Genomic DNA, 17,710 nt, shown 5'->3' on the forward strand with positions numbered 1-17,710 from the left:
GGGCATGCTTGCGCTTGCCCCGGCATTGAGGGGCGGTGAGCACTCCCAAAAAGACCATGCCAGTCGGGTTGCCCGACCGGCATGGCAAGTTGAGGCCGAGGGCCTGCCAGTTGAGCGCTTAGAGCAGATCTTCGAGCTGGTACTTCTTGAGCAGTTGCTCGAAGGTGCCGTCGGCCTTGACGCTCTCGATGGCGGCATCGAACTGGCTCTTGAGCTGGTCGTTGTTCTTGCGCAGCGCCACCGCCACCCCTTCGCCCAGGATCTTGTCTTGGGTGCCGTTGAACTGGGGACCGACGAAGGCGAACTGCTTGCCCATCTCCTTGTCGAGGAAGCCCACCTTCAACTGCACCATGTTGCCGAAGGTGTAGTCGGCGCGACCGGACTGCAGATCCAGCATGGGGGACTGGGCGTTGACGTAGCGCTTGATCTTGGCCACGTCGCCGTAGCGGGCGGTGACGAAGTTGTCCTGGGGCGTGCCCTCCTGCACCGCGATCACCTTGTCCTTGAAGTGCGCCGGCTCATCGGCGAAGTCGGCGGCCTGGTCGCTGCGCCCCACGAAGCGGTTCTGCATCATGTAGTAGACCTGGCTGAAGTCCACCTTCTGGCGCCGCTCGTCGGTGATGTTCATGGAGGACATGATGGCGTCGTACTTGCGCACCTGCAGTCCGGGGAGCAGGGCATCCCAGGGCTGGTTGATCACCTCGCACTCGGTCTTCATGGCCTCGCACAGGGCGTAGGCCAGCTCGACCTCGAAGCCGCCGAGCTTGCCGCTGCTGTCGACCATTTCGAAGGGGGGATAGGTGGCGTCGGTGGCGATCACCAGGGGTTTGGCTGCAGCCTGGCCGGTGGTGGCCAGGGCCACCAGCATCATTGCGGTGTTGAGTTTCATAGTCAGTCCCTTGAATGTGGCGTCATGTCGATGGTCGTAACGGGTGTCGGCCTAGGGGCCGACGGTTATCTTGCGATGGGCGAGGGCCGGCAGCTGGCTGCGCACCGTGCGCTGGGCTGCCAGATCCAAGGTGGCGATGGCCATGCCCTGACCCTCCTCGACCCGGGCCAGTACCCGGCCCCAGGGGTCGATGATCATGCTATGGCCGAAGGTGTGGCGCCCGCCGGGGTGGTGTCCCCCCTGGGCCGAGGCCAGCACGAAGGCCAGGTTCTCCACCGCCCGGGCCCGCAGCAGCAGCTCCCAGTGCGCGAGCCCCGTGGTGTGGGTGAAGGCGGCGGGCAGGGCGATGACGTCGGGGGCCGGCCCCAGCCGGAACAGCTCCGGGAAGCGCAGGTCGTAGCAGATCCCAAGGCGCAGCAGTCCCCAGGGCAGGGGATGGCTCGCCACCGTCTCCCCCGGGGTCATGGTCGCGGCCTCGTCATACTGCTCCTGCCCGGTGCAAAAGCCAAACAGATGCAGCTTGTCGTAGCGGCAGGCCAGGTGGCCCTCGGGGTCGACGAGCAGGCTGCTGTTGTGCATCTTGCCGGGCTCGTGGCTGGCCAGCGGCAGGGTGCCGGCCAGGATCCAGATCCCGAGCTCCCGGGCCAGCCCCTGTACCCAGGCCAGCAGGGGGTGATCGCCGACGGGGGCGGCCAGGGCGACCCGTGCCCGCTCATCTTCTGGCATCAGGTAGAAGTATTCGGGCAACTGGGCGAACTCGGCCCCCTCGGCCGCCGCCTGGCGCAGCAGCGCCTCGGCCTGGGTCAGGTTGTGGTCGAGGTCATCCCCGGAGACCATCTGCAGCACGGCGACGCGTACGCTGTCCATGTGGCCTCCTAGACGCGGCACAGGCGCTCGGCGCCCGCCAGCAGGGTGTCGTCATCCTTGGAGAAGGAGAGGCGGATGACCCGTTGATCCGTGCCGTCGTGATAGAAGGCGGAGACGGGGATGGTGGCGACCCCGTGATCGCGGATCAGCCGCTGCACGAACAGGCTGTCGGACTCGTCGCTGATGCGCTCGTAGCTCGCCAGCATGAAGAAGCTGCCGGCGGAGGGGAGCAGGGTCAGACGCGACTCTGCCAGGGCCGAGGTCAGCAAGTCGCGCTTGCGCTGGTAGAAGGCCGCCAGCCCCTGGTAGTGAGCCGGTTGCTGCAACAGGTGGGCGAAGCCGTACTGCATGGGGGTGTCGGCGGCGAACATGGCGAACTGGTGCACCTTGCGGATCTCCTCCATCAGGGAACGGGGGGCCACGCAGTAGCCCACGCGCCAGCCGGTGACGTGGAAGGTCTTGCCGAAGGAGAAGACGGCGACCGAGCGCTCCACCAGCTCCGGGTAACGGATGACGCTCTGGTGCAGGGCGCCGTCGAACACCACGTGCTCATACACCTCGTCCGAGAGGATCAGGATGTCGGTGCCGCGCACCAGGCGGGCGAGGTGCTCCTGATCCGCCGCCTGCCAGACGGTGCCGGTCGGGTTGTGGGGGGTGTTGAGCACTATCATGCGGGTGCGCGGAGTGATGCGGGCGGCCACCTCCTCCCAGGGGATGGCAAAGTCCGGCGCCTTGAGGGCGATCACCACGGGGGTGGCCCCCTGCAGCTGGATCATGGGGCGGTAGCTGTCGAACGCCGGCTCGAACATGATCACCTCGTCACCTGGGTGAACCAGGGCGGTGATGGCGCAGAACAGGGCCTCGCTGGCGCTGGCGGTGATGGTGATCTCCTCGCCGGTGTCATAGTGGTGGCCGTAGCTGGTCGCAATCTTGGCCACCAGCTGCTCGCGCAGGGCAGGCAGCCCGGTCATGGGGGCGTACTGGTTCTCGCCGGCCAGCATGGCCTCGTGGGTCACCCGGATGAGCTCGGGATCGCAGGGGAAGCTCGGTGCCCCCTGGGAGAGGTTGATGCTGGGGTGGCGGGCGGCCAGATCCCCGATCACGGTGAAGATGGTGGTGCCCACCTGGGGCAGTTTGCTGAGAACCTGGGGGGAAGACATGGCGCCGTCACCTGAGTATGGGAATGAGCTCCTGTTTTAACCCCCGGGGCGCTTGCCGGACAACGGATTATTCGGCATGGTATGCATGAGTTTTTCTCAAGCATGGAGGCTTCTGTCTTGACTATTCCGCCCCGCAGCCACTTGCCCCTGTATGGTTTGCAGGTGTTCGAGTGCGCCGCCCGTCATCTGAGCTTCACCCTGGCGGCCGACGAGCTTTGCGTCAGTCAGGGGGCGGTGAGCAAACAGATTGCCCAGCTGGAGGCGCGGCTCGGTCATACGCTCTTTTTGCGCGGAACCCGCTGCCTGAGCCTGACCCCGGCCGCCGAGCGCCTGCTGCCCTTCATCCGGGAGGGGCTGGTGCGCATGGGGGAGGGGCTCAGCGCCCTGCAGGCCCTGCCCCACGAGCAGGCCATCAGCATCAAGGTGCCCTCCTGCGCCAGCCGCTGGGTGCTGCGACGGCTGCAGGCGTTCGAAGGGGAGGCGGTGGAGGTGCGTGGCAGCCACCACCACGGCATCGACTTCTCCCGGGAGCCGTTCGATCTCGCCATCGTCTACCAGCCCTGCCTGGGGCGCTATCCCAACAGCCAGCCTCTGTTCCGGGAGCGGCTGACCCCGGTCTGCGCCCCGGCGTTTGCCGCCAAGCACCGCCTGTTCGAACGCTCCCTGGAGGAGCTCCCCCTGTTGCCGCTGATCCATGCCAGCGTGGATCGGCTGGACTGGCGCAACTGGTTTACCGCCTTCATCGCGACCCCCTGGCAGCCCCAGGGGGGGCAGCTGTTCGATACCCTGGACTTGGCGATGAATGCCGCGTTGCAGGGGTTTGGCCTCTCTCTCGGGGATCCCACCATAGTGGCCGAGGAGCTGGAGAGCGGCGCCCTGGTGGCACCCTTCGCCCCCGTGCTGGAGACGGATCACGAATACGCCCTGCTTGTCTGTCCAGGCAACCCGCCTCCCGGCGTAACCCGGGTCTGCCAGTGGTTGCTGGGCGAGCGCCCCTCTTTCTGACAAACATAATTCTGACTCTATATACGTGATGTAATGCTGCCTTGGTACAAGGTGGCGACAAGACCATACTGCGGTGAGCGGGCTATGCTTGGTATAAGCCGTGCATAGTGCCGGTATCTGCGCGCAAGGCGCCGATTGGGGGAATGGATATGGAATCGCTAAAAGCCAGGGATTATATGCAAAACAGGCCGATCACCTTCAAGGCGGACATGATGGTGCAAGCGGCTGTGGAGAAATTTTTGAACAGCCACCAGCTGGGGGGGCCGGTTGTTGATGACAAGGGACACCTGATCGGCTGGATCTCCGAACAGGATTGCATCGCCGTCATGCTCAGGGAGGCCTATCACTGCGAGCAGGTGGCCCAGGTCAAGGATGTGATGCGCAAGGAGGTGCTGACGGTGGGGCCGGATACCAGCATTCTGGCGCTGGCGGAGATGATGATGGGGCAAAAACCCAAGATCTATCCGGTGGTGGAGGAGGGGCATCTGGTGGGGGTGATCAACCGCCACAACGTGATGCAGGCTATCCATGCCCAGCTGACAACCTGCTTCGTTCATCATGCGCACGGCTAAGCCGCTGCACGTGACTATCTCAAAAGCAGGCCGCTGGCCTGCTTTTTTGTCTCTGATATGGGTTGCCCCTGGCTTGCGGCCATTTTTGGGCAGTTAGCCTTGAACCATTAACGCCAGATACTGAAAGGCTTGCACCACTCATTCCCGCTCTTTAGGATCACCCCCAGCTATCGATATGGCCCTTGATGGGCACTCTTTTAAGGAATTCGTACCTTGTCTCTCTCTATCGAGGCGCTGCGCCGCCGTCTATCTGCCTGCATGAACCTCGACGCCCGCCGTCTCTCCAGCCGTCTGCACGGGGCCAAGAAGCTACCGGAAGCCAAGCAGGCCGCCGTGCTCGAGACCATCGCTGCCGACCTGGATGTGGCCGAGGCGCGCTATCAATCCCGTCTGGCCGGTGTGCCCAGGGTCACCTATCCGGACAATCTGCCGGTCAGCCAGAAGCAGGCGGAGATCGCCAAGGCGATCCAAGAGCATCAGGTTGTGATCATCGCCGGCGAAACCGGCTCGGGCAAAACCACCCAGATCCCCAAGATTTGTCTGGCGCTGGGGCGCGGGGTCAAGGGCTTTATCGGCCACACCCAGCCGCGCCGTCTGGCGGCCCGCACCGTGGCGGCCCGTATTGCAGAAGAGATGGAGTCCGAGCTCGGCCATTACGTGGGTTACAAGGTGCGCTTTACCGATCAGGTGAGCGAGCAGACCCACATCAAGCTGATGACCGACGGTATCCTGCTGGCGGAGATCCAGAATGACCGGATGCTGACCCAGTACGACACCATCATCATCGATGAGGCCCACGAACGCAGCCTCAACATCGACTTCATCTTGGGCTATCTCAAGCAACTGCTGCCCAAGCGCCCCGACCTCAAGGTGATCATCACCTCGGCCACTATCGACCCGCAACGTTTCTCCCGCCATTTCAACAAGGCGCCGGTGATCGAGGTATCAGGTCGCACTTACCCGGTGGAGGTGCGTTATCGTCCACTTACCAGTGACAAGAGCGAAGGGCTTGAAGAACGCGACGAGCTGCAGGGGATCTTCGATGCAGTCGAAGAGCTGGTCCGCGAAGGGTTGGGGGACATCCTCATCTTCATGAACGGCGAGCGGGAGATCCGTGATACCGCCGATGCCCTGCGCAAGCTCAACCTGCGCGACACCGAGGTGCTGCCGCTCTACGCCCGCCTCTCCAATGCCGAGCAGAACAAGGTGTTCCAGCCCCATGCCGGGCGGCGCATCGTGCTCGCCACCAACGTGGCGGAGACCTCGCTGACGGTGCCTGGCATCCGTTACGTGATTGACCCGGGTACAGCCCGCATCAGCCGCTACTCCTGGCGCACCAAGGTGCAGCGGCTGCCCATCGAGCCGGTCTCCCAGGCCAGCGCCAACCAGCGTAAAGGGCGTTGCGGCCGGGTGGCGGACGGCATCTGTATTCGCCTCTACTCCGAGGAGGATTTCAACGGCCGCCCGGCCTTCACCGACCCCGAGATCCTGCGCACCAACCTGGCCTCGGTCATCCTGCAGATGCTGGCGCTGGGCCTTGGCAACATGGAGGCGTTCCCCTTCGTCGAGCCGCCCGAATCACGCCATATCAAGGATGGCCTGACCCTGCTCAAAGAGCTGGAGGCGGTGCGCGAGCTGCCAGCCACCGGCGATCGCGAAGCCAAGCTGCAGCTGACCGAAATTGGTCGCCAGCTTTCGCGCATCCCCCTTGATCCGCGCCTGGCGAAGATGGTGATCAGCGCCGCGCAGACCGGCTGTTTGAGCGAGGTGATGGTGATCACCGCCGCCCTCAGCATTCAGGATCCCCGCGAGCGGCCCATGGAGAAGAAGCAGGCCGCCGACGAGCAGCACAGACGCTTTGAAGACAAGGAGTCCGATTTCCTCGCCTTCGTGAACCTGTGGAACTACCTGAAAGAGCAGCAGGATGCCCTTGGTAGCAACCCGTTCCGGCGCATGTGCCAGAAGGAATTCCTCTCCTACCTGCGAGTGCGCGAGTGGCAGGATATCCACTTCCAGCTGCGTCAGACGGTCAAAGAGCTGGGCTTTAAAGCCAACCAGGAGCCGGCGGATTTCAAGACGGTGCACTGCGCCCTGCTGACCGGCCTCTTGAGTCACATCGGCAACAAGGATCTGGAAAAGCCGGAATTTCTTGGCGCCCGCAATGGCCGTTTCCATCTGTTCCCGGCCTCGGGTCTGTTCAAGAAGCCGCCCAAGTGGGTGATGGCCGCAGAATTGGTTGAGACCTCGCGTCTCTACGCCCGCATCAACGCCAGGATTGAACCCGAGTGGGTGGAGCCGCTGGCAGGCCATCTCATCAAGCTGCACCACAGCGACCCCCATTGGTCGAAGAAAAATGGCGCCGTCATGGCCAAGGAGAAGGTGACCCTCTATGGCCTGACCCTGGTTGCCGAGCGCACCATCAACTTCAGTCGCCTCGATCCGGCCCTGTGCCGCGAGCTGTTTATTCGCCGCGCCCTGGTGGAGGGGGATTTCGAGACCCGTCACCGTTTCTTCAGCGACAACCGCAAGCTCTTGGCCGAGGTGGAGGCGCTGGAGCACAAGTCGCGCCGGCGCGACATCCTGGTGGATGACGAGGATCTGTTCCGTTTCTACGATGCCCGCCTGCCGGAAGAAATTATCTCTGCCCGTCACTTTGACAAGTGGTGGAAGGAGGCGCAGAAGCAGGACGCCGAGCTGCTCAACTTCGAAAAAGAGATGCTGATGAAGGGGGATGCGGCCCACATCAGCGATCTCGACTATCCCAACTTCTGGCAGCAGGAGCGCCTCAAGCTCAAACTGACTTACCAGTTCGAACCGGGGGAGGCCGCCGATGGCGTGACCCTGCACATCCCGCTGCCGCTCCTGAATCAGGTGGAGGTGAAAGGGTTCGAGTGGTTGATCCCGGGGCTGCGTCACGAGCTCTTGGTGGCCCTTATCAAGTCGATGCCAAAGCCGATGCGCAAGAACTTCGTACCAGCCCCCAACTATGCCGATGCGCTGCTCGCCAGCATCAACCCCGAGCAGGGGCCGCTGCTGGACGAGATGGAGCGCCAGCTGCGGCGCATGACCGGCGTGGCCGTACCCCGCGAATCCTGGGATTGGACCGCTGTGCCCGATCACCTGAAACTCACCTTCCGGGTGGTGGACGACAAGCACAAGAAAGTGGCGGAAGGCAAGGACCTGGAGGCATTGAAAGAGTCCCTGCGCGGCAAGGTGCAGGAGACCTTGTCGCAAGTGGCGGACGACGACATCGAGCAGTCCGGCCTCACCCTCTGGAGCTTTGGCGAGCTGCCGAAGGAGTACAGCCAGAAGCGCAGCGGCTTCGAGGTGAAGGCCTATCCGGCCCTGGTGGATCAGAAGGATTCGGTCGCCATCCAGCTGGTGGAGAGCCCGGTGGTGCAGCAGCAGCTGATGTGGGCGGGCCAGCGCCGGCTGGTGCTGCTCAACGTGCCATCTCCCATCAAGTACCTGCAGGAGAAGCTGCCCAACAAGGCCAAGCTGGGGCTCTACTTCAATCCGTTTGGCAAGGTGGCGGAGCTTATCGATGACTGCATCGCCTGCGGCTGCGACAAGCTCATCGAGCAGCACGGCGGCATGGCCTGGGACGAGGCCGGCTTCGAGGCGCTCAAGGAGTATGTCCGCGCCGAGCTCAACGACGCCGTGGTGGAAGTGGCCAAGCAGGTGGAAGCCGTGCTGACCCTTTCCCATGAGATCAAAAAACGCCTCAAGGGCAAGATGCAGCTCGACACCGCCTTTGCCATGTCCGACATCCAGCAGCAGCTCGGCAACCTCATTCACAAGGGGTTCGTGACCGAGACCGGCTGGCAGCGGTTGCCGGATCTCTTGCGCTACCTGCGCGCCATCGAGCGGCGCCTGGAGAAGCTGGCCATCGATCCCAACCGGGATCGGGTCTACATGCTCAAGGTGCACAGCGTGGAGTCGGAATACAAGGCGCTGCTGGCCAAGATCCCCAAATCCCAGCTGGTGCCCACCGAGGTGGCCAACATCCGCTGGATGATCGAGGAGCTGCGGGTGTCGTTCTTTGCCCAGAATCTGGGGACCCCCTATCCGGTCTCCGATAAACGGGTGCTAAACGCCATCGCCCAGTGCTAAGCTGCTATTTGTCTGAATTAACAAGATGATATGTGTCGTTGACAAGGGGAGGGGCAGGATTGGCCGCCCCGTTGCCAAACCAGACAGGGAGGCAGGATGCTGGGGATCTGGTTGAGTGTGGCGCAGGTGGTGATCAGCGGTTACCAACCTATTGCCGAACAAACCTGGGTACAGTTGAACCCGGAATATTATCCGCTGGGGCGCACGCCCCCCGCCATGTTCGTGGCCTGGCATGGCAACCAGTTTCCACCGTTGGCGCAAAGGCAGAAAAACGGGCGCTGGCAGATCCTCTTTCCTGCCAGGCTGGTACCACCGTTCGATCTGTTCGAAGGGGAGGCCGAGCTCTCCAAGGCTTATCTGGCGAGGCTCAGGCGCATCGACGAGATGGCCTACGGGGTTGCCCCCAATCAGGGCGTGACCACGGCGTCCGCGGCCACTCTGGTGGCAGCGTCACCGCGTGAAGATGATGCCCTGGTTCCCTTTATCGCCGAGTTCCGCATGCCGGAGCTGGCACGCAATGAACGGGCGCTGCGCGGACGGGACGAGGGGGGGGAGCCTCTGCTGGCACAACTGGGGATGAACGTCCGGACGATGGCAGGAGCCGGCATGGTGTTGGCCGAAGGGATGTCATCGCCCTCCTATCCATACGATGAGCTGACGGAACTCGAACCGGCGGCTGGGGATGGGCGGGCTCTATGTCACAGGGTGGCTGCCGGTGAGACCCTGTGGCGTATCGCCAATCAGCTGGCCAATCGCATCGGGGCGGACACTTACAGCTACCTGTTGGCGCTGGCGGCAGATAACCGTTCTCGGCTTGGCAACGGTATTCGGGTCAAGACCGGGGATGCGCTCTATTGCCCCCGCGCCGAGACGTTGGCACAGTTTGATGCCCTGAGCCCGGGCCAGCGTCAGCAGCAGTTTGCCTGGCTGGAACAGGGCAATTAAATAGAGAAGTACGCGCCTTGTATCCGATATTGGCCCGTGGTAGTATTCGCGCTCGTTTTGCGAGGTGCTGACCGGTCGCAGTCAACACCATACATTCATCTAAAAGAGATACTTACTATGTCTTTCGTATTCCAAGCTGAAGTCCGTTCTGACCTGGGGAAAGGTGCGAGCCGCCGCCTGCGTCATGCTGACCAAGTTCCTGCCATCGTTTACGGTGCAGGCAAAGAAGCCCAGTCCATCACTGTTGACCACAAGAAATTCATCCTGGCCCAAGAAAAGCCGGAATTCTATGAGTCCGTACTGACTCTGGTGATCAACGGCGAAGAAGTTAACGTAAAAGTGAAAGCTATCCAGCGTCACCCGGTACGTTACAAGCTGGTTCACCTGGACTTCGTTCGCGTTTAATCGCTAACTGTCCAGTTGAAGAAAAAGCCACTCTCAGGAGTGGCTTTTTGCTATCCGGTGTTCCCCGGTTGGCACTTGCCAGTGCGCGTTCAGGAGAACTCCCTTGTTATTTCATCTGGTTCAGCGCCTGCTGGCAGCGCTGCTCGGCGGCCTCAAGCTCCAGCAGCACGACCCGGATGTCTTCCATCTGCTGCTGCAAGGTTTCCCTTCTCTCCGCCACCAGTTCGAGCATGGTTTGCAACTGGGTCCGGCTGCTCTTGTCGGCATCATAGAGATCAAACAGTTCGCGGATCTCTGCCAGGCTGAACCCCAGCCGTTTACCGCGTAGAGTGAGTTTGAGGCGCACCCTGTCCTGTTTGCTGTAGATACGGGTCTGCCCCTCTCTGGCGGGGTTAAGCAAGCCCTGATCTTCATAGAAGCGGATACTGCGAGTCGTTACATCAAATTCCCGGGCCAGCTCACTGATGCTGTAACGCCGGCTCTCATCCTTGGTTTTATTCATATGGCTATCTTGGCAAACGATCCTGAGGGCACCTTACCTAAACGTAAACTGCACTGCAACTCTTGTTCCATGGCGCCAGAGCACATATGTTAGGACCATCCAACAAGGAGAGAGCAGCAAATGGATATTGCAATCGTAGCGGCAAAACGAACGCCCATGGGAGCCTTTCAAGGAGCATTGGCAGAGGTGTCGGCCCCGGAGCTGGGGGCTTGTGCCATTCAGGCGGCCCTGGTGCAGAGTGGCTTGTCCCCGGAGCAGGTCGATGAGGTGTATCTTGGCAATGTGCTCGGAGGCGGTGTCGGCCAAGCGCCGGCGAGGCAGGCGACGCTCAAGGCCGGTCTGCCTCTTGCGGTCCCCGCCACGACCATCAACAAGGTGTGTGGCTCCGGCATGAAGGCGGTGATGCTGGCCGCAGACAGCATCCGGCTCGGGGATAACCGGGTCGTGGTAGCTGGCGGCATGGAGAGCATGAGTCGTGCCCCCTATCTGCTGGACAAAGCGCGCAGCGGCTTTCGCATGGGACATCAAACCGTGCTCGATCACCTGTTCCTTGATGGGCTGCAGGATGCCTATGATGGCCAGTTGATGGGGATCCACGCCCAGCACAGCGCCGATCAGGCGGGACTGACCCGGGTGGCCATGGATGAATTTGCTCTTGCCTCGCTGCAACGAGCGCGTCAGGCCCAGCAGGAAGGACTTTTTGCCGCCGAGCTGGCCCCCGTCTATCGGTGCGAGCAGTTGTTGCTTGCCGAAGACGAGCAGCCCGGTAAGGGGCGACCTGACAAGATCCCCACGCTCAAGCCGGCCTTCGGCAAGGAGGGAACCATCACGGCAGCCAACGCCAGTTCCATTTCCGATGGGGCCGCCGCCTTGATCCTGATGGCGCCCGAGCTGGCGCAAACGCACCAGATCCCGGTGCTGGCCCGGATCGTGGGTTATCAGAGCCATGCCGCGTTGCCGGCGGAGTTTACCTCGGCACCCATCGGTGCCATCTCTCGTCTACTGGCCAAACTCGACTGGTCAGTGGAGGAGGTCGATCTGTTCGAGATCAACGAGGCCTTCGCTATGGTCACCATGCTGGCGATGGCCGGATGCAGTATTCCCCATCACAAGGTCAATGTGCACGGTGGCGCCTGCGCCCTGGGTCACCCGCTGGGAGCGAGCGGCGCCCGTGTGCTGGTGACCCTGATCGCGGCGCTTCGCCAACGGGGTTTGCGACGCGGGGTGGCTGCGCTCTGTATCGGGGGCGGGGAGGCGACCGCGATAGCGGTCGAGATCGACTAGTCGGTTGCCGTCATCGCCTGGAACTGTTCGTTGACCCAGGTGGTGGCGGCCAGATAGAGGTGGCTGATTTTGTCTTCGCTCAGCCCCAGTCTGGCCGTTCTGGCTGAGACTTGTGTCCAGTTGGCGCTTTCGTACTCTTCACAAAATGCGAGGTAGAAACCCAGGTTGCCCTTGCGCTCCAGCAGGGCCAACCGGATTTCTTCGGCGAGCGGAATGGTACCCAGCAGCGTGTCCATCGGTTGTTCCATCAACACATCCAGCAGCGAGAAGAGCCCGGTGATGAAGGCCTGTGGTTCCTGCTGGGCGGGTGCATGGACATGGGCAAGCAATTCACAGAAACGTGCCCGGATCAGGGACATCTGATAGAGCTCGGCACTCTTGCCTTTACCTGCGCTGGTGGCGGCAACCAGGGAGACAAAGCGCTTTAGCTGGGTGTTGCCAAGGTAGATGGCCGCCTGACGAAAGGAAGAGATGGGATTGGTACGCCCCTTGAGATGATTGACATAACGCAGCAACTTGAGGGAGAGGGCCACGTCCTGACTCAGCAGCTGTTCAATCCGGTTGATGTCGGGCTCTGCCTGATTGACCACGTTGAGCAGCTGCATGACCACTACCTGGGTCGGCTCCATGGTCGCCTGCTTGACCAGTTCGGGGCGGCTGAAGAAAAACCCCTGAAACAGTTGGATGCCCAGTTTCTTCATCCGTTCGAATTCGGCCTTGTCCTCCACCTTTTCCGCCAGATAGGTGAGGTTGAGGCTTTTGTGACGTTGAATGAACACCTTGATCTGGAACAGGGAGGTGGCCCTGAGATCAAATTTGATGATGTGGATAAAGGGAAGGAAACGCTCCCACTCCGGCGACAGGGTGAAGTCATCCAGTGCCAGCTGGTAGCCCTGTGTATGCAGCTGTTTGACCTTCTCCAGCAGAGCATCATCCGGCGCCGCATCTTCCAGAATTTCAATCACCACCTTGTCGGGAGGGAGGCATTCCGCCAGACCATCCAGCAACAGGGAGTGAGGGAAGTTGATGAAGCAGGGTCGGCCTCCCAGCAATTGATCGATGTTTTGCTGCAAAAATTGCTCCACCACCAGGCGTGATGTGGCCTGCTGGGAGGAGATGCTGGGGAAGACATTGTTCAGGCTATCGCGAAAGAGCAATTCATAGGCATGGGTATTGAGATCCTTGTCGAGGATCGGCTGTCTAGCTACGTAGGAATACATGCCTGGCTCCGATATGGGTACTGGCTTGATTCTATGGTGTAGCGCGGCACTATGCCAGTATTGACCCGGCTCGCTGAGTCAATGACTGGCATAGTGTTTGTTTGCAAGAAGAACGAGTTAGAAGAGATAGCTCAGCTGGGCACCGGCCAGCCAGGCATCCCCTTCCGAAGTGCCGTCAAAATTGGACTGGTAGTGGGCCGGGATGCCGTTGGGCAGGCGAACCGGTTGCGTGAAGGATTCATGTACCCCCACTTTTTTGCCATCGATCAGGGTGACGCCCACATCGACCGAGAGCGCTTTGCTGTACTGATATCCCATCCCCAGGCTGTACCAGATGCGATCCGAGTCGGGGATGGAAATGGTGCGGTTGGCCGCAGGGACCGGACTCTCATCGTAGGCAATGCCTGAGCGCAGTTGCCACTTGGGCGCCACTTGATAGGTCATGCCGATCGCATAGCGCCAGCTGTCCTGCCAGTTTTCATCTTTGATGTGCATCGGCCCCTGATGATCCAGGTTGGCATCCAGACCGACAAACTTGCTCCAGTTAGTCCAGTTGACGCTGCCATGGAGCGCGAGCTTGTCTGTGAGCTGCTGGAAGAGGGCAAGTTCGGCGGTGGCAGGCAGTGGCAGTACCAGATTGCCAGTATCTTTGAACGTCTGTCCCTGGCCATCGACCCCGACGGCATCCCCCTTGAGCTTGAGATCGACCCCGTTGCGATAGGTGAGACCGATACGGGTCTGCTCGCTTGGGGTGAGCAGCACACCGATATTCCAGCCCAGCTCGTTCCCAGTGCCTTCGAGATGCTTGGCGATCTTGTCCTGGTGGGGGAAGGTGCCACCTACTTCTCCCTCGCCACGAATAATGGAAAGTCCCATGCCCGCGGAGAATAAGGGGGTGAACTGATAGGCCAGGGCCGTGCCGAGCTCGACCGTCTTGATATCGGACACATTGCCAAAGTGGCCGGCGCTGTACCCTTTGGGCATCTCGATCCCGAGCCCGTATTGGGAGGAGAGGGAAAGCCCTAGGCTGAGTCGTTCATTCAGGGGGGTGACGACATAGAGGTTGGGCACCCAGGCATCGCCCGCCACGTCGCTGGCGTCGGCGGACTTGTTGCCGGTGGGCAGGCTACCCACTGGGGTCACGAACTTATCGCTCACACGCCCCTCGATATCGACCTGGGGGCGAATATAGATGAAGCCGCCGGAGAAGGCGGTCTGTTTGAAGCGGGTAATGGCACCCGGGTTGCGGCCCAATACGGAGGCGTTGTCGGCAATGGCGGCTTCACCGGCAAATGCGCGGCCGAGGCCGGTGGCAGATTGCTCGGCCAGCTGGAATCCGGCGGCATGGGTTTGACCCGCGATCACCAACAGGGCGATGGCGGACGGTTTGATGATGGATTGCATGACAAAATCCTTGGGTATGAACCGAATGTTCAGTAGGCCATATGAATGGAGGCAGGATTTTATATGGTATGACCAGTAAGGCAACCACGGAGGCACACAGAGGATGAAAACGGGATTAAATACTGGGAGAAAGCACTCTAATAGTTTGATTAAAAAAGAAAAGTGAACATGTGTGTGCTACAGCTGTACGCCGAGAAGCAGATGTTGCATAAAAAAAGAGCGCCTTGCGGCGCTCTTTTATGTTGCTCAACAATCAGAACTTCATGTTGAACTGGGCAGATGCCAGGAAGGCGTTGCCGTGGGAGGTACCTTGCCAGCGAGGGTTGTTGACAGTGCCACTGTGGGTGACCAAACCTTCGTTAACATCAACTTCTTTCCCGTCCAGATAGGCCATGCCGAAGTCGACGCTCATATCCGGGTTGATGTGGTAGGTAGCACCGGCGCTGTACCAGACACGGTCAGAGTCAGGGATGCTCAGGCTGCGGTATTCAGGTTCGATCGGGCTGTTGTCGTAGGCGAAGCCCAGACGCGCTTCCCAAGCCGGGTTGATATACCAGGTACCGCCGATGGAGTAACGAGTGGAGTCCTTGAACTTCTCGTCTTTTTGCAGGCAGACACCGCCAGCACACTGGTTGCTGGTGGCTTTCAGCTCTTGGAAGGCGCTCCAGTCGGTCCAGTTGACGGAGTAGTGAACGGCAAACTGTTGGTTAAGGCGGTGGTAGCCGGCGAACTCGGCCTGTGCCGGCAGATCCAGCTTCAGGTTGCCGTCAACAGTCTTGTAATTAGAGCTGGTACCATTGAAATCGCCATCAAAGCTGAGATCGACCTGGGAACGATAAGTCAGTGCGAAACGATGGTCATCGTTGACTTCATAAAGGGCGCCTACGTTCCAGCCAAAACCCCATGTGTCACCTTTAAGTCCCGCAATTTTGGTGTCGGCGGAGTGTACTTTCCCTGTTTTTTGAGACAAAACAGGTGCCAGTACACCGGCATAGCGGTTCAGCTCGGCTTCTGCATACACGGCATTGATGCCGGCACCAATGCTGAACTGCTCGTTGATGCGGTAGGCGATATTCGGGTTGATATTGAGGGTCAACAGCTCGGTATCACCGGCACCGGAACCCGCGGCAAAGTTCTTCTCATATTCGGTAGAGAGGCCGTAGTTGGAGAAGAGGCCGATACCCCAGGCCCACTGATCATTCAGTGGCTGAATGAAGTAGGAGGCCGGAACAAAAGCGGCGGGCGCGATATTAGATTCAGAGGCGCTACGGTTGAAGTAGTTGGGAACCGACGTGCCAGTTGGCAAAGTCAAATTGCCGGAGGTTTGCCCCTCTACATCCACATCCGGCTTGATATAGGTGCCGGAGACGGAAACGGCCATCTTGTCGAAGGTGGTCATGGCTGCCGGGTTGCGGGCCAGCACGGCGGCGTTGTCGGCAATGGCCGCTTCACCGGCATAGGCACGGCCCAGACCGGAGGCGGAGTGCTCGTTCAGCTGGAACGCAGCAGCATGAACCTGGCTGGTGGCCAGGGCAATAGTGGCTGCAATCAGGCTCTTCTTGAAAACTGTTGTGGTCATGGTGTTCTCTCTTGTAGGCAGATTTTTTTGCCGATACTTGGCTGCATGTTCACTGCAGACCTCGACAAAATCCGTTGTTATTTCAGCTTCTTCCCAATCAATGCTGGCGTGATTCTATGGATCTGGTAGGAGGTAAGAAATCAGACCAGTGACAGCAGAATACATAAAAGTGACCAAGGTGTTAATCATTTGTTTTATTTGGCTGTTTAATTCATCAATTTCGGGGGTGGAAGGCCATTTTTAGAGCAAATTAACCGATCTGGCTCACAAAAATATTTTTTTGAAAAATGGGATAACGTGCGACATCTGGCGGAAAAAGAGGGGGGAACTTGAGTTGAACAGGCAGCTGGGCGAGCCAGACTGCCTGTGAATATGGGTATCGACCGGTTTTGTTAAATGGACCAGTGCAGACGTGACTCCAGTGTGTCGGCAACTGGCGCAAGGGGCTCTTGCATGTCACCAATCAGCACCATGTTGGCACCCCGCAGCGGCACTATTTCACCCTTGAGGGTGCCATCCTCAAAGTTGGGTTGCAGGGTCAAGGGCACGTGTTTGGGTACCAGAAACAGGGTGACCGGTCCCATCTTGCCCTGGATCACCATGTGCAGCGCGGGCCCCTGATAAAAAGAGCAATGGTTGACATAGGTCACCTTGAGCCCGTCCATCCCGCTTAAGGTGGCGCCATATTTCTCCATCTTGGCGTTGATGTTTTGCAGGTTGACCCGCTCGTCGACTCCCTTGATAAAAGGTGCTTCCCCATAGACATGGGCCATCGCCACCTGGGCGAGGGACTGGGTCGTGGCCGGAGCCTGGGGCAGGGTTATCCAGCGTGTGCTGAGCCCGAGCAGGAAGGCGACGGAGGCGGCCATGGCCAGCTGGCGCCAATTGGTCCTGGCAGTACCTGATGTTGCCGTGGGCAGGTTCCCCACGGGATGAGCCGGTTGCCGGGCCTCATCTTCTTCTCGCAGCAAGGCCTGTTTTAGCAGGATCCGCTGGGCGAGTCCGGCTGGGACGTCGACTTCCATGGCCTGATGGAGCGAACGATCGAGCCGCTTCATCTCGTCCAGATATTGGCGATTGGCCGGATTGGCATTGGCCGCCTCGAGAAAATCCGGCTGCTGATCATGGGGCTGGATCATGGCGTTGCGGCGAAATTCGAGTTCATCCATGTCCGTGTCCTCTTGCTGGTTTCTTCTGTTCCATCGCCTCTTTGATCTGGTTGCGGGCTCGAAACAATCTGGTCATGACGGTGTTTTTGTTGAGGCCGAGCATCTCGGCAATCTCGTCACCACTGAATCCCCCCACCACTTGCAGCAGCAGGGGTTCCTGGTACTCCTCGGGCAGGCGGCCGATATGGCGGCGTAGCCACTCGTGTTCCATCTCCTGTTCGCTGTGCAGGGCATCCGGGTGACTTTGGGGATGTTCATCCAGATCCACCAGATCGAACTGTTTACGCTCGAAACGGCGGGCGTTCTCTCGCCTTAGTATGGTGATCAGCCAGCTCTTGGCTGCCTTGTCATCGAGCAAGGTGTCGATGGCCTTCCAGGCGCGTAGGAAGGTCTCTTGCACCAAGTCTTCCGCCACCGCCGGATCCCGGGTCAGCCAGTAGGCGTAACGGTAGAGATCCCCGTGCAGGGCATGGACCAGTGCTTCAAATTTGGTTTGTTTGTCAGCCATATGGTCATAGACCGGCGTACTGGCCGGATCATTTCCTCCAATATGGTGCTGAGCGTGTTTTTTTCTGAAAAACAGCAATGCCATTAAG

At 60.2% G+C, this 17,710-nt stretch carries 15 protein-coding genes; 6 read left to right on the forward strand and 9 right to left on the reverse strand.

The genetic code is table 11. From position 1 onward, the window contains the following. Window positions 1-118: 118 nt before the first annotated feature. From ACB028_RS08935 to ACB028_RS08945, 3 genes are read right to left on the reverse strand one after another with little or no spacing between them, the layout of a single operon-like run. A complete protein-coding gene (locus tag ACB028_RS08935; RefSeq protein ID WP_223377577.1) occupies window positions 119-889 on the reverse strand; it encodes an ABC transporter substrate-binding protein in 771 nt (256 codons plus the stop codon). Between the two features lie 51 nt (window positions 890-940). Then, complete coding sequence (locus ACB028_RS08940) at window positions 941-1,756, reverse strand: carbon-nitrogen hydrolase family protein (RefSeq protein ID WP_371144081.1); 816 nt, start codon at window positions 1,754-1,756, stop codon at window positions 941-943. 8 nt (window positions 1,757-1,764) lie between these two features. Continuing rightward, window positions 1,765-2,916 carry a methionine aminotransferase gene (locus tag ACB028_RS08945; protein ID WP_371144082.1) on the reverse strand — a complete coding sequence of 384 codons (1,152 nt, stop codon included), beginning with the start codon at window positions 2,914-2,916 and terminating at the stop codon, window positions 1,765-1,767. A gap of 117 nt (window positions 2,917-3,033) precedes the next feature. Between ACB028_RS08945 and ACB028_RS08950 the strand changes: the two genes are divergently transcribed. The 5 genes from ACB028_RS08950 (at window position 3,034) to rplY (ending at window position 9,956) form a co-directional block, all read left to right on the forward strand. Next, window positions 3,034-3,921 carry a LysR family transcriptional regulator gene (locus ACB028_RS08950; protein WP_371144083.1) on the forward strand — a complete coding sequence of 296 codons (888 nt, stop codon included), beginning with the start codon at window positions 3,034-3,036 and terminating at the stop codon, window positions 3,919-3,921. 149 nt (window positions 3,922-4,070) lie between these two features. Then, on the forward strand, window positions 4,071-4,493 hold the full coding sequence (locus tag ACB028_RS08955; protein WP_042026485.1) for a CBS domain-containing protein: 423 nt from the start codon (window positions 4,071-4,073) through the stop codon (window positions 4,491-4,493). 213 nt (window positions 4,494-4,706) lie between these two features. Next, entirely contained in the window at window positions 4,707-8,606 is a 3,900-nt protein-coding gene (gene hrpA, locus ACB028_RS08960) for an ATP-dependent RNA helicase HrpA (RefSeq protein ID WP_371144084.1), read from the forward strand. A 96-nt stretch (window positions 8,607-8,702) separates the two neighbouring features. Beyond that, window positions 8,703-9,551, forward strand: coding sequence for a hypothetical protein (locus ACB028_RS08965; protein WP_371144085.1), 849 nt, complete (start codon window positions 8,703-8,705; stop codon window positions 9,549-9,551). A 117-nt stretch (window positions 9,552-9,668) separates the two neighbouring features. Then, the gene (gene rplY, locus ACB028_RS08970; RefSeq protein WP_024945378.1) at window positions 9,669-9,956 is read left to right on the forward strand and encodes a 50S ribosomal protein L25; all 288 of its coding nucleotides are present in this window, start codon (window positions 9,669-9,671) and stop codon (window positions 9,954-9,956) included. Window positions 9,957-10,062: 106 nt separating this feature from the next. Here the strand turns inward: rplY and ACB028_RS08975 are convergent, their stop codons facing one another. Beyond that, window positions 10,063-10,458, reverse strand: a complete 396-nt coding sequence (locus ACB028_RS08975) for a MerR family DNA-binding transcriptional regulator (RefSeq protein ID WP_042026319.1) — start codon at window positions 10,456-10,458, stop codon at window positions 10,063-10,065. A gap of 120 nt (window positions 10,459-10,578) precedes the next feature. On the opposite strand from ACB028_RS08975, the gene ACB028_RS08980 reads away from it, so the two are divergent. Next, complete coding sequence (locus ACB028_RS08980) at window positions 10,579-11,742, forward strand: acetyl-CoA C-acyltransferase (RefSeq protein WP_371144086.1); 1,164 nt, start codon at window positions 10,579-10,581, stop codon at window positions 11,740-11,742. Here ACB028_RS08980 and ACB028_RS08985 read toward each other — a convergent pair. From ACB028_RS08985 to ACB028_RS09005, 5 genes are all read right to left on the reverse strand, one after another. Continuing rightward, entirely contained in the window at window positions 11,739-12,962 is a 1,224-nt protein-coding gene (locus ACB028_RS08985) for an EAL and HDOD domain-containing protein (protein ID WP_371144087.1), read from the reverse strand. The genes ACB028_RS08980 and ACB028_RS08985 overlap by 4 nt on opposite strands. Window positions 12,963-13,079: 117 nt before the next feature. Beyond that, entirely contained in the window at window positions 13,080-14,366 is a 1,287-nt protein-coding gene (locus ACB028_RS08990) for an outer membrane protein transport protein (RefSeq protein ID WP_042026316.1), read from the reverse strand. A 253-nt stretch (window positions 14,367-14,619) separates the two neighbouring features. Further along, complete coding sequence (locus ACB028_RS08995) at window positions 14,620-15,945, reverse strand: outer membrane protein transport protein (protein ID WP_042026315.1); 1,326 nt, start codon at window positions 15,943-15,945, stop codon at window positions 14,620-14,622. Between the two features lie 392 nt (window positions 15,946-16,337). Beyond that, window positions 16,338-17,114 (reverse strand): DUF3379 domain-containing protein, encoded by a 777-nt coding sequence (locus ACB028_RS09000; RefSeq protein WP_216992286.1) that lies wholly within the window; start codon window positions 17,112-17,114, stop codon window positions 16,338-16,340. After that, entirely contained in the window at window positions 17,107-17,706 is a 600-nt protein-coding gene (locus ACB028_RS09005) for a sigma-70 family RNA polymerase sigma factor (protein WP_061477594.1), read from the reverse strand. The genes ACB028_RS09000 and ACB028_RS09005 overlap by 8 nt, the downstream gene beginning before the upstream one ends. Window positions 17,707-17,710: the final 4 nt, after the last annotated feature.

The organism is Aeromonas sp. S9(2024), from assembly GCF_041403185.1.
GTDB lineage: Bacteria > Pseudomonadota > Gammaproteobacteria > Enterobacterales > Aeromonadaceae > Aeromonas > Aeromonas enteropelogenes.

Excerpts from the sequence above, each read along its gene's own strand:
- ACB028_RS08955 (WP_042026485.1), top strand. The coding sequence starts at position 4,071 with ATGGAATCGCTAAAAGCCAGGGATTATATGCAAAACAGGCCGATCACC.
- rplY (WP_024945378.1), top strand. The coding sequence starts at position 9,669 with ATGTCTTTCGTATTCCAAGCTGAAGTCCGTTCTGACCTGGGGAAAGGT.
- ACB028_RS08935 (WP_223377577.1), bottom strand. The coding sequence starts at position 889 with ATGAAACTCAACACCGCAATGATGCTGGTGGCCCTGGCCACCACCGGC.
- ACB028_RS09005 (WP_061477594.1), bottom strand. The coding sequence starts at position 17,706 with ATGGCATTGCTGTTTTTCAGAAAAAAACACGCTCAGCACCATATTGGA.
- ACB028_RS08975 (WP_042026319.1), bottom strand. The coding sequence starts at position 10,458 with ATGAATAAAACCAAGGATGAGAGCCGGCGTTACAGCATCAGTGAGCTG.
- ACB028_RS08940 (WP_371144081.1), bottom strand. The coding sequence starts at position 1,756 with ATGGACAGCGTACGCGTCGCCGTGCTGCAGATGGTCTCCGGGGATGAC.
- ACB028_RS08990 (WP_042026316.1), bottom strand. The coding sequence starts at position 14,366 with ATGCAATCCATCATCAAACCGTCCGCCATCGCCCTGTTGGTGATCGCG.
- ACB028_RS08995 (WP_042026315.1), bottom strand. The coding sequence starts at position 15,945 with ATGACCACAACAGTTTTCAAGAAGAGCCTGATTGCAGCCACTATTGCC.
- ACB028_RS09000 (WP_216992286.1), bottom strand. The coding sequence starts at position 17,114 with ATGGATGAACTCGAATTTCGCCGCAACGCCATGATCCAGCCCCATGAT.
- ACB028_RS08945 (WP_371144082.1), bottom strand. The coding sequence starts at position 2,916 with ATGTCTTCCCCCCAGGTTCTCAGCAAACTGCCCCAGGTGGGCACCACC.
- ACB028_RS08985 (WP_371144087.1), bottom strand. The coding sequence starts at position 12,962 with ATGTATTCCTACGTAGCTAGACAGCCGATCCTCGACAAGGATCTCAAT.
- ACB028_RS08980 (WP_371144086.1), top strand. The coding sequence starts at position 10,579 with ATGGATATTGCAATCGTAGCGGCAAAACGAACGCCCATGGGAGCCTTT.
- ACB028_RS08965 (WP_371144085.1), top strand. The coding sequence starts at position 8,703 with ATGCTGGGGATCTGGTTGAGTGTGGCGCAGGTGGTGATCAGCGGTTAC.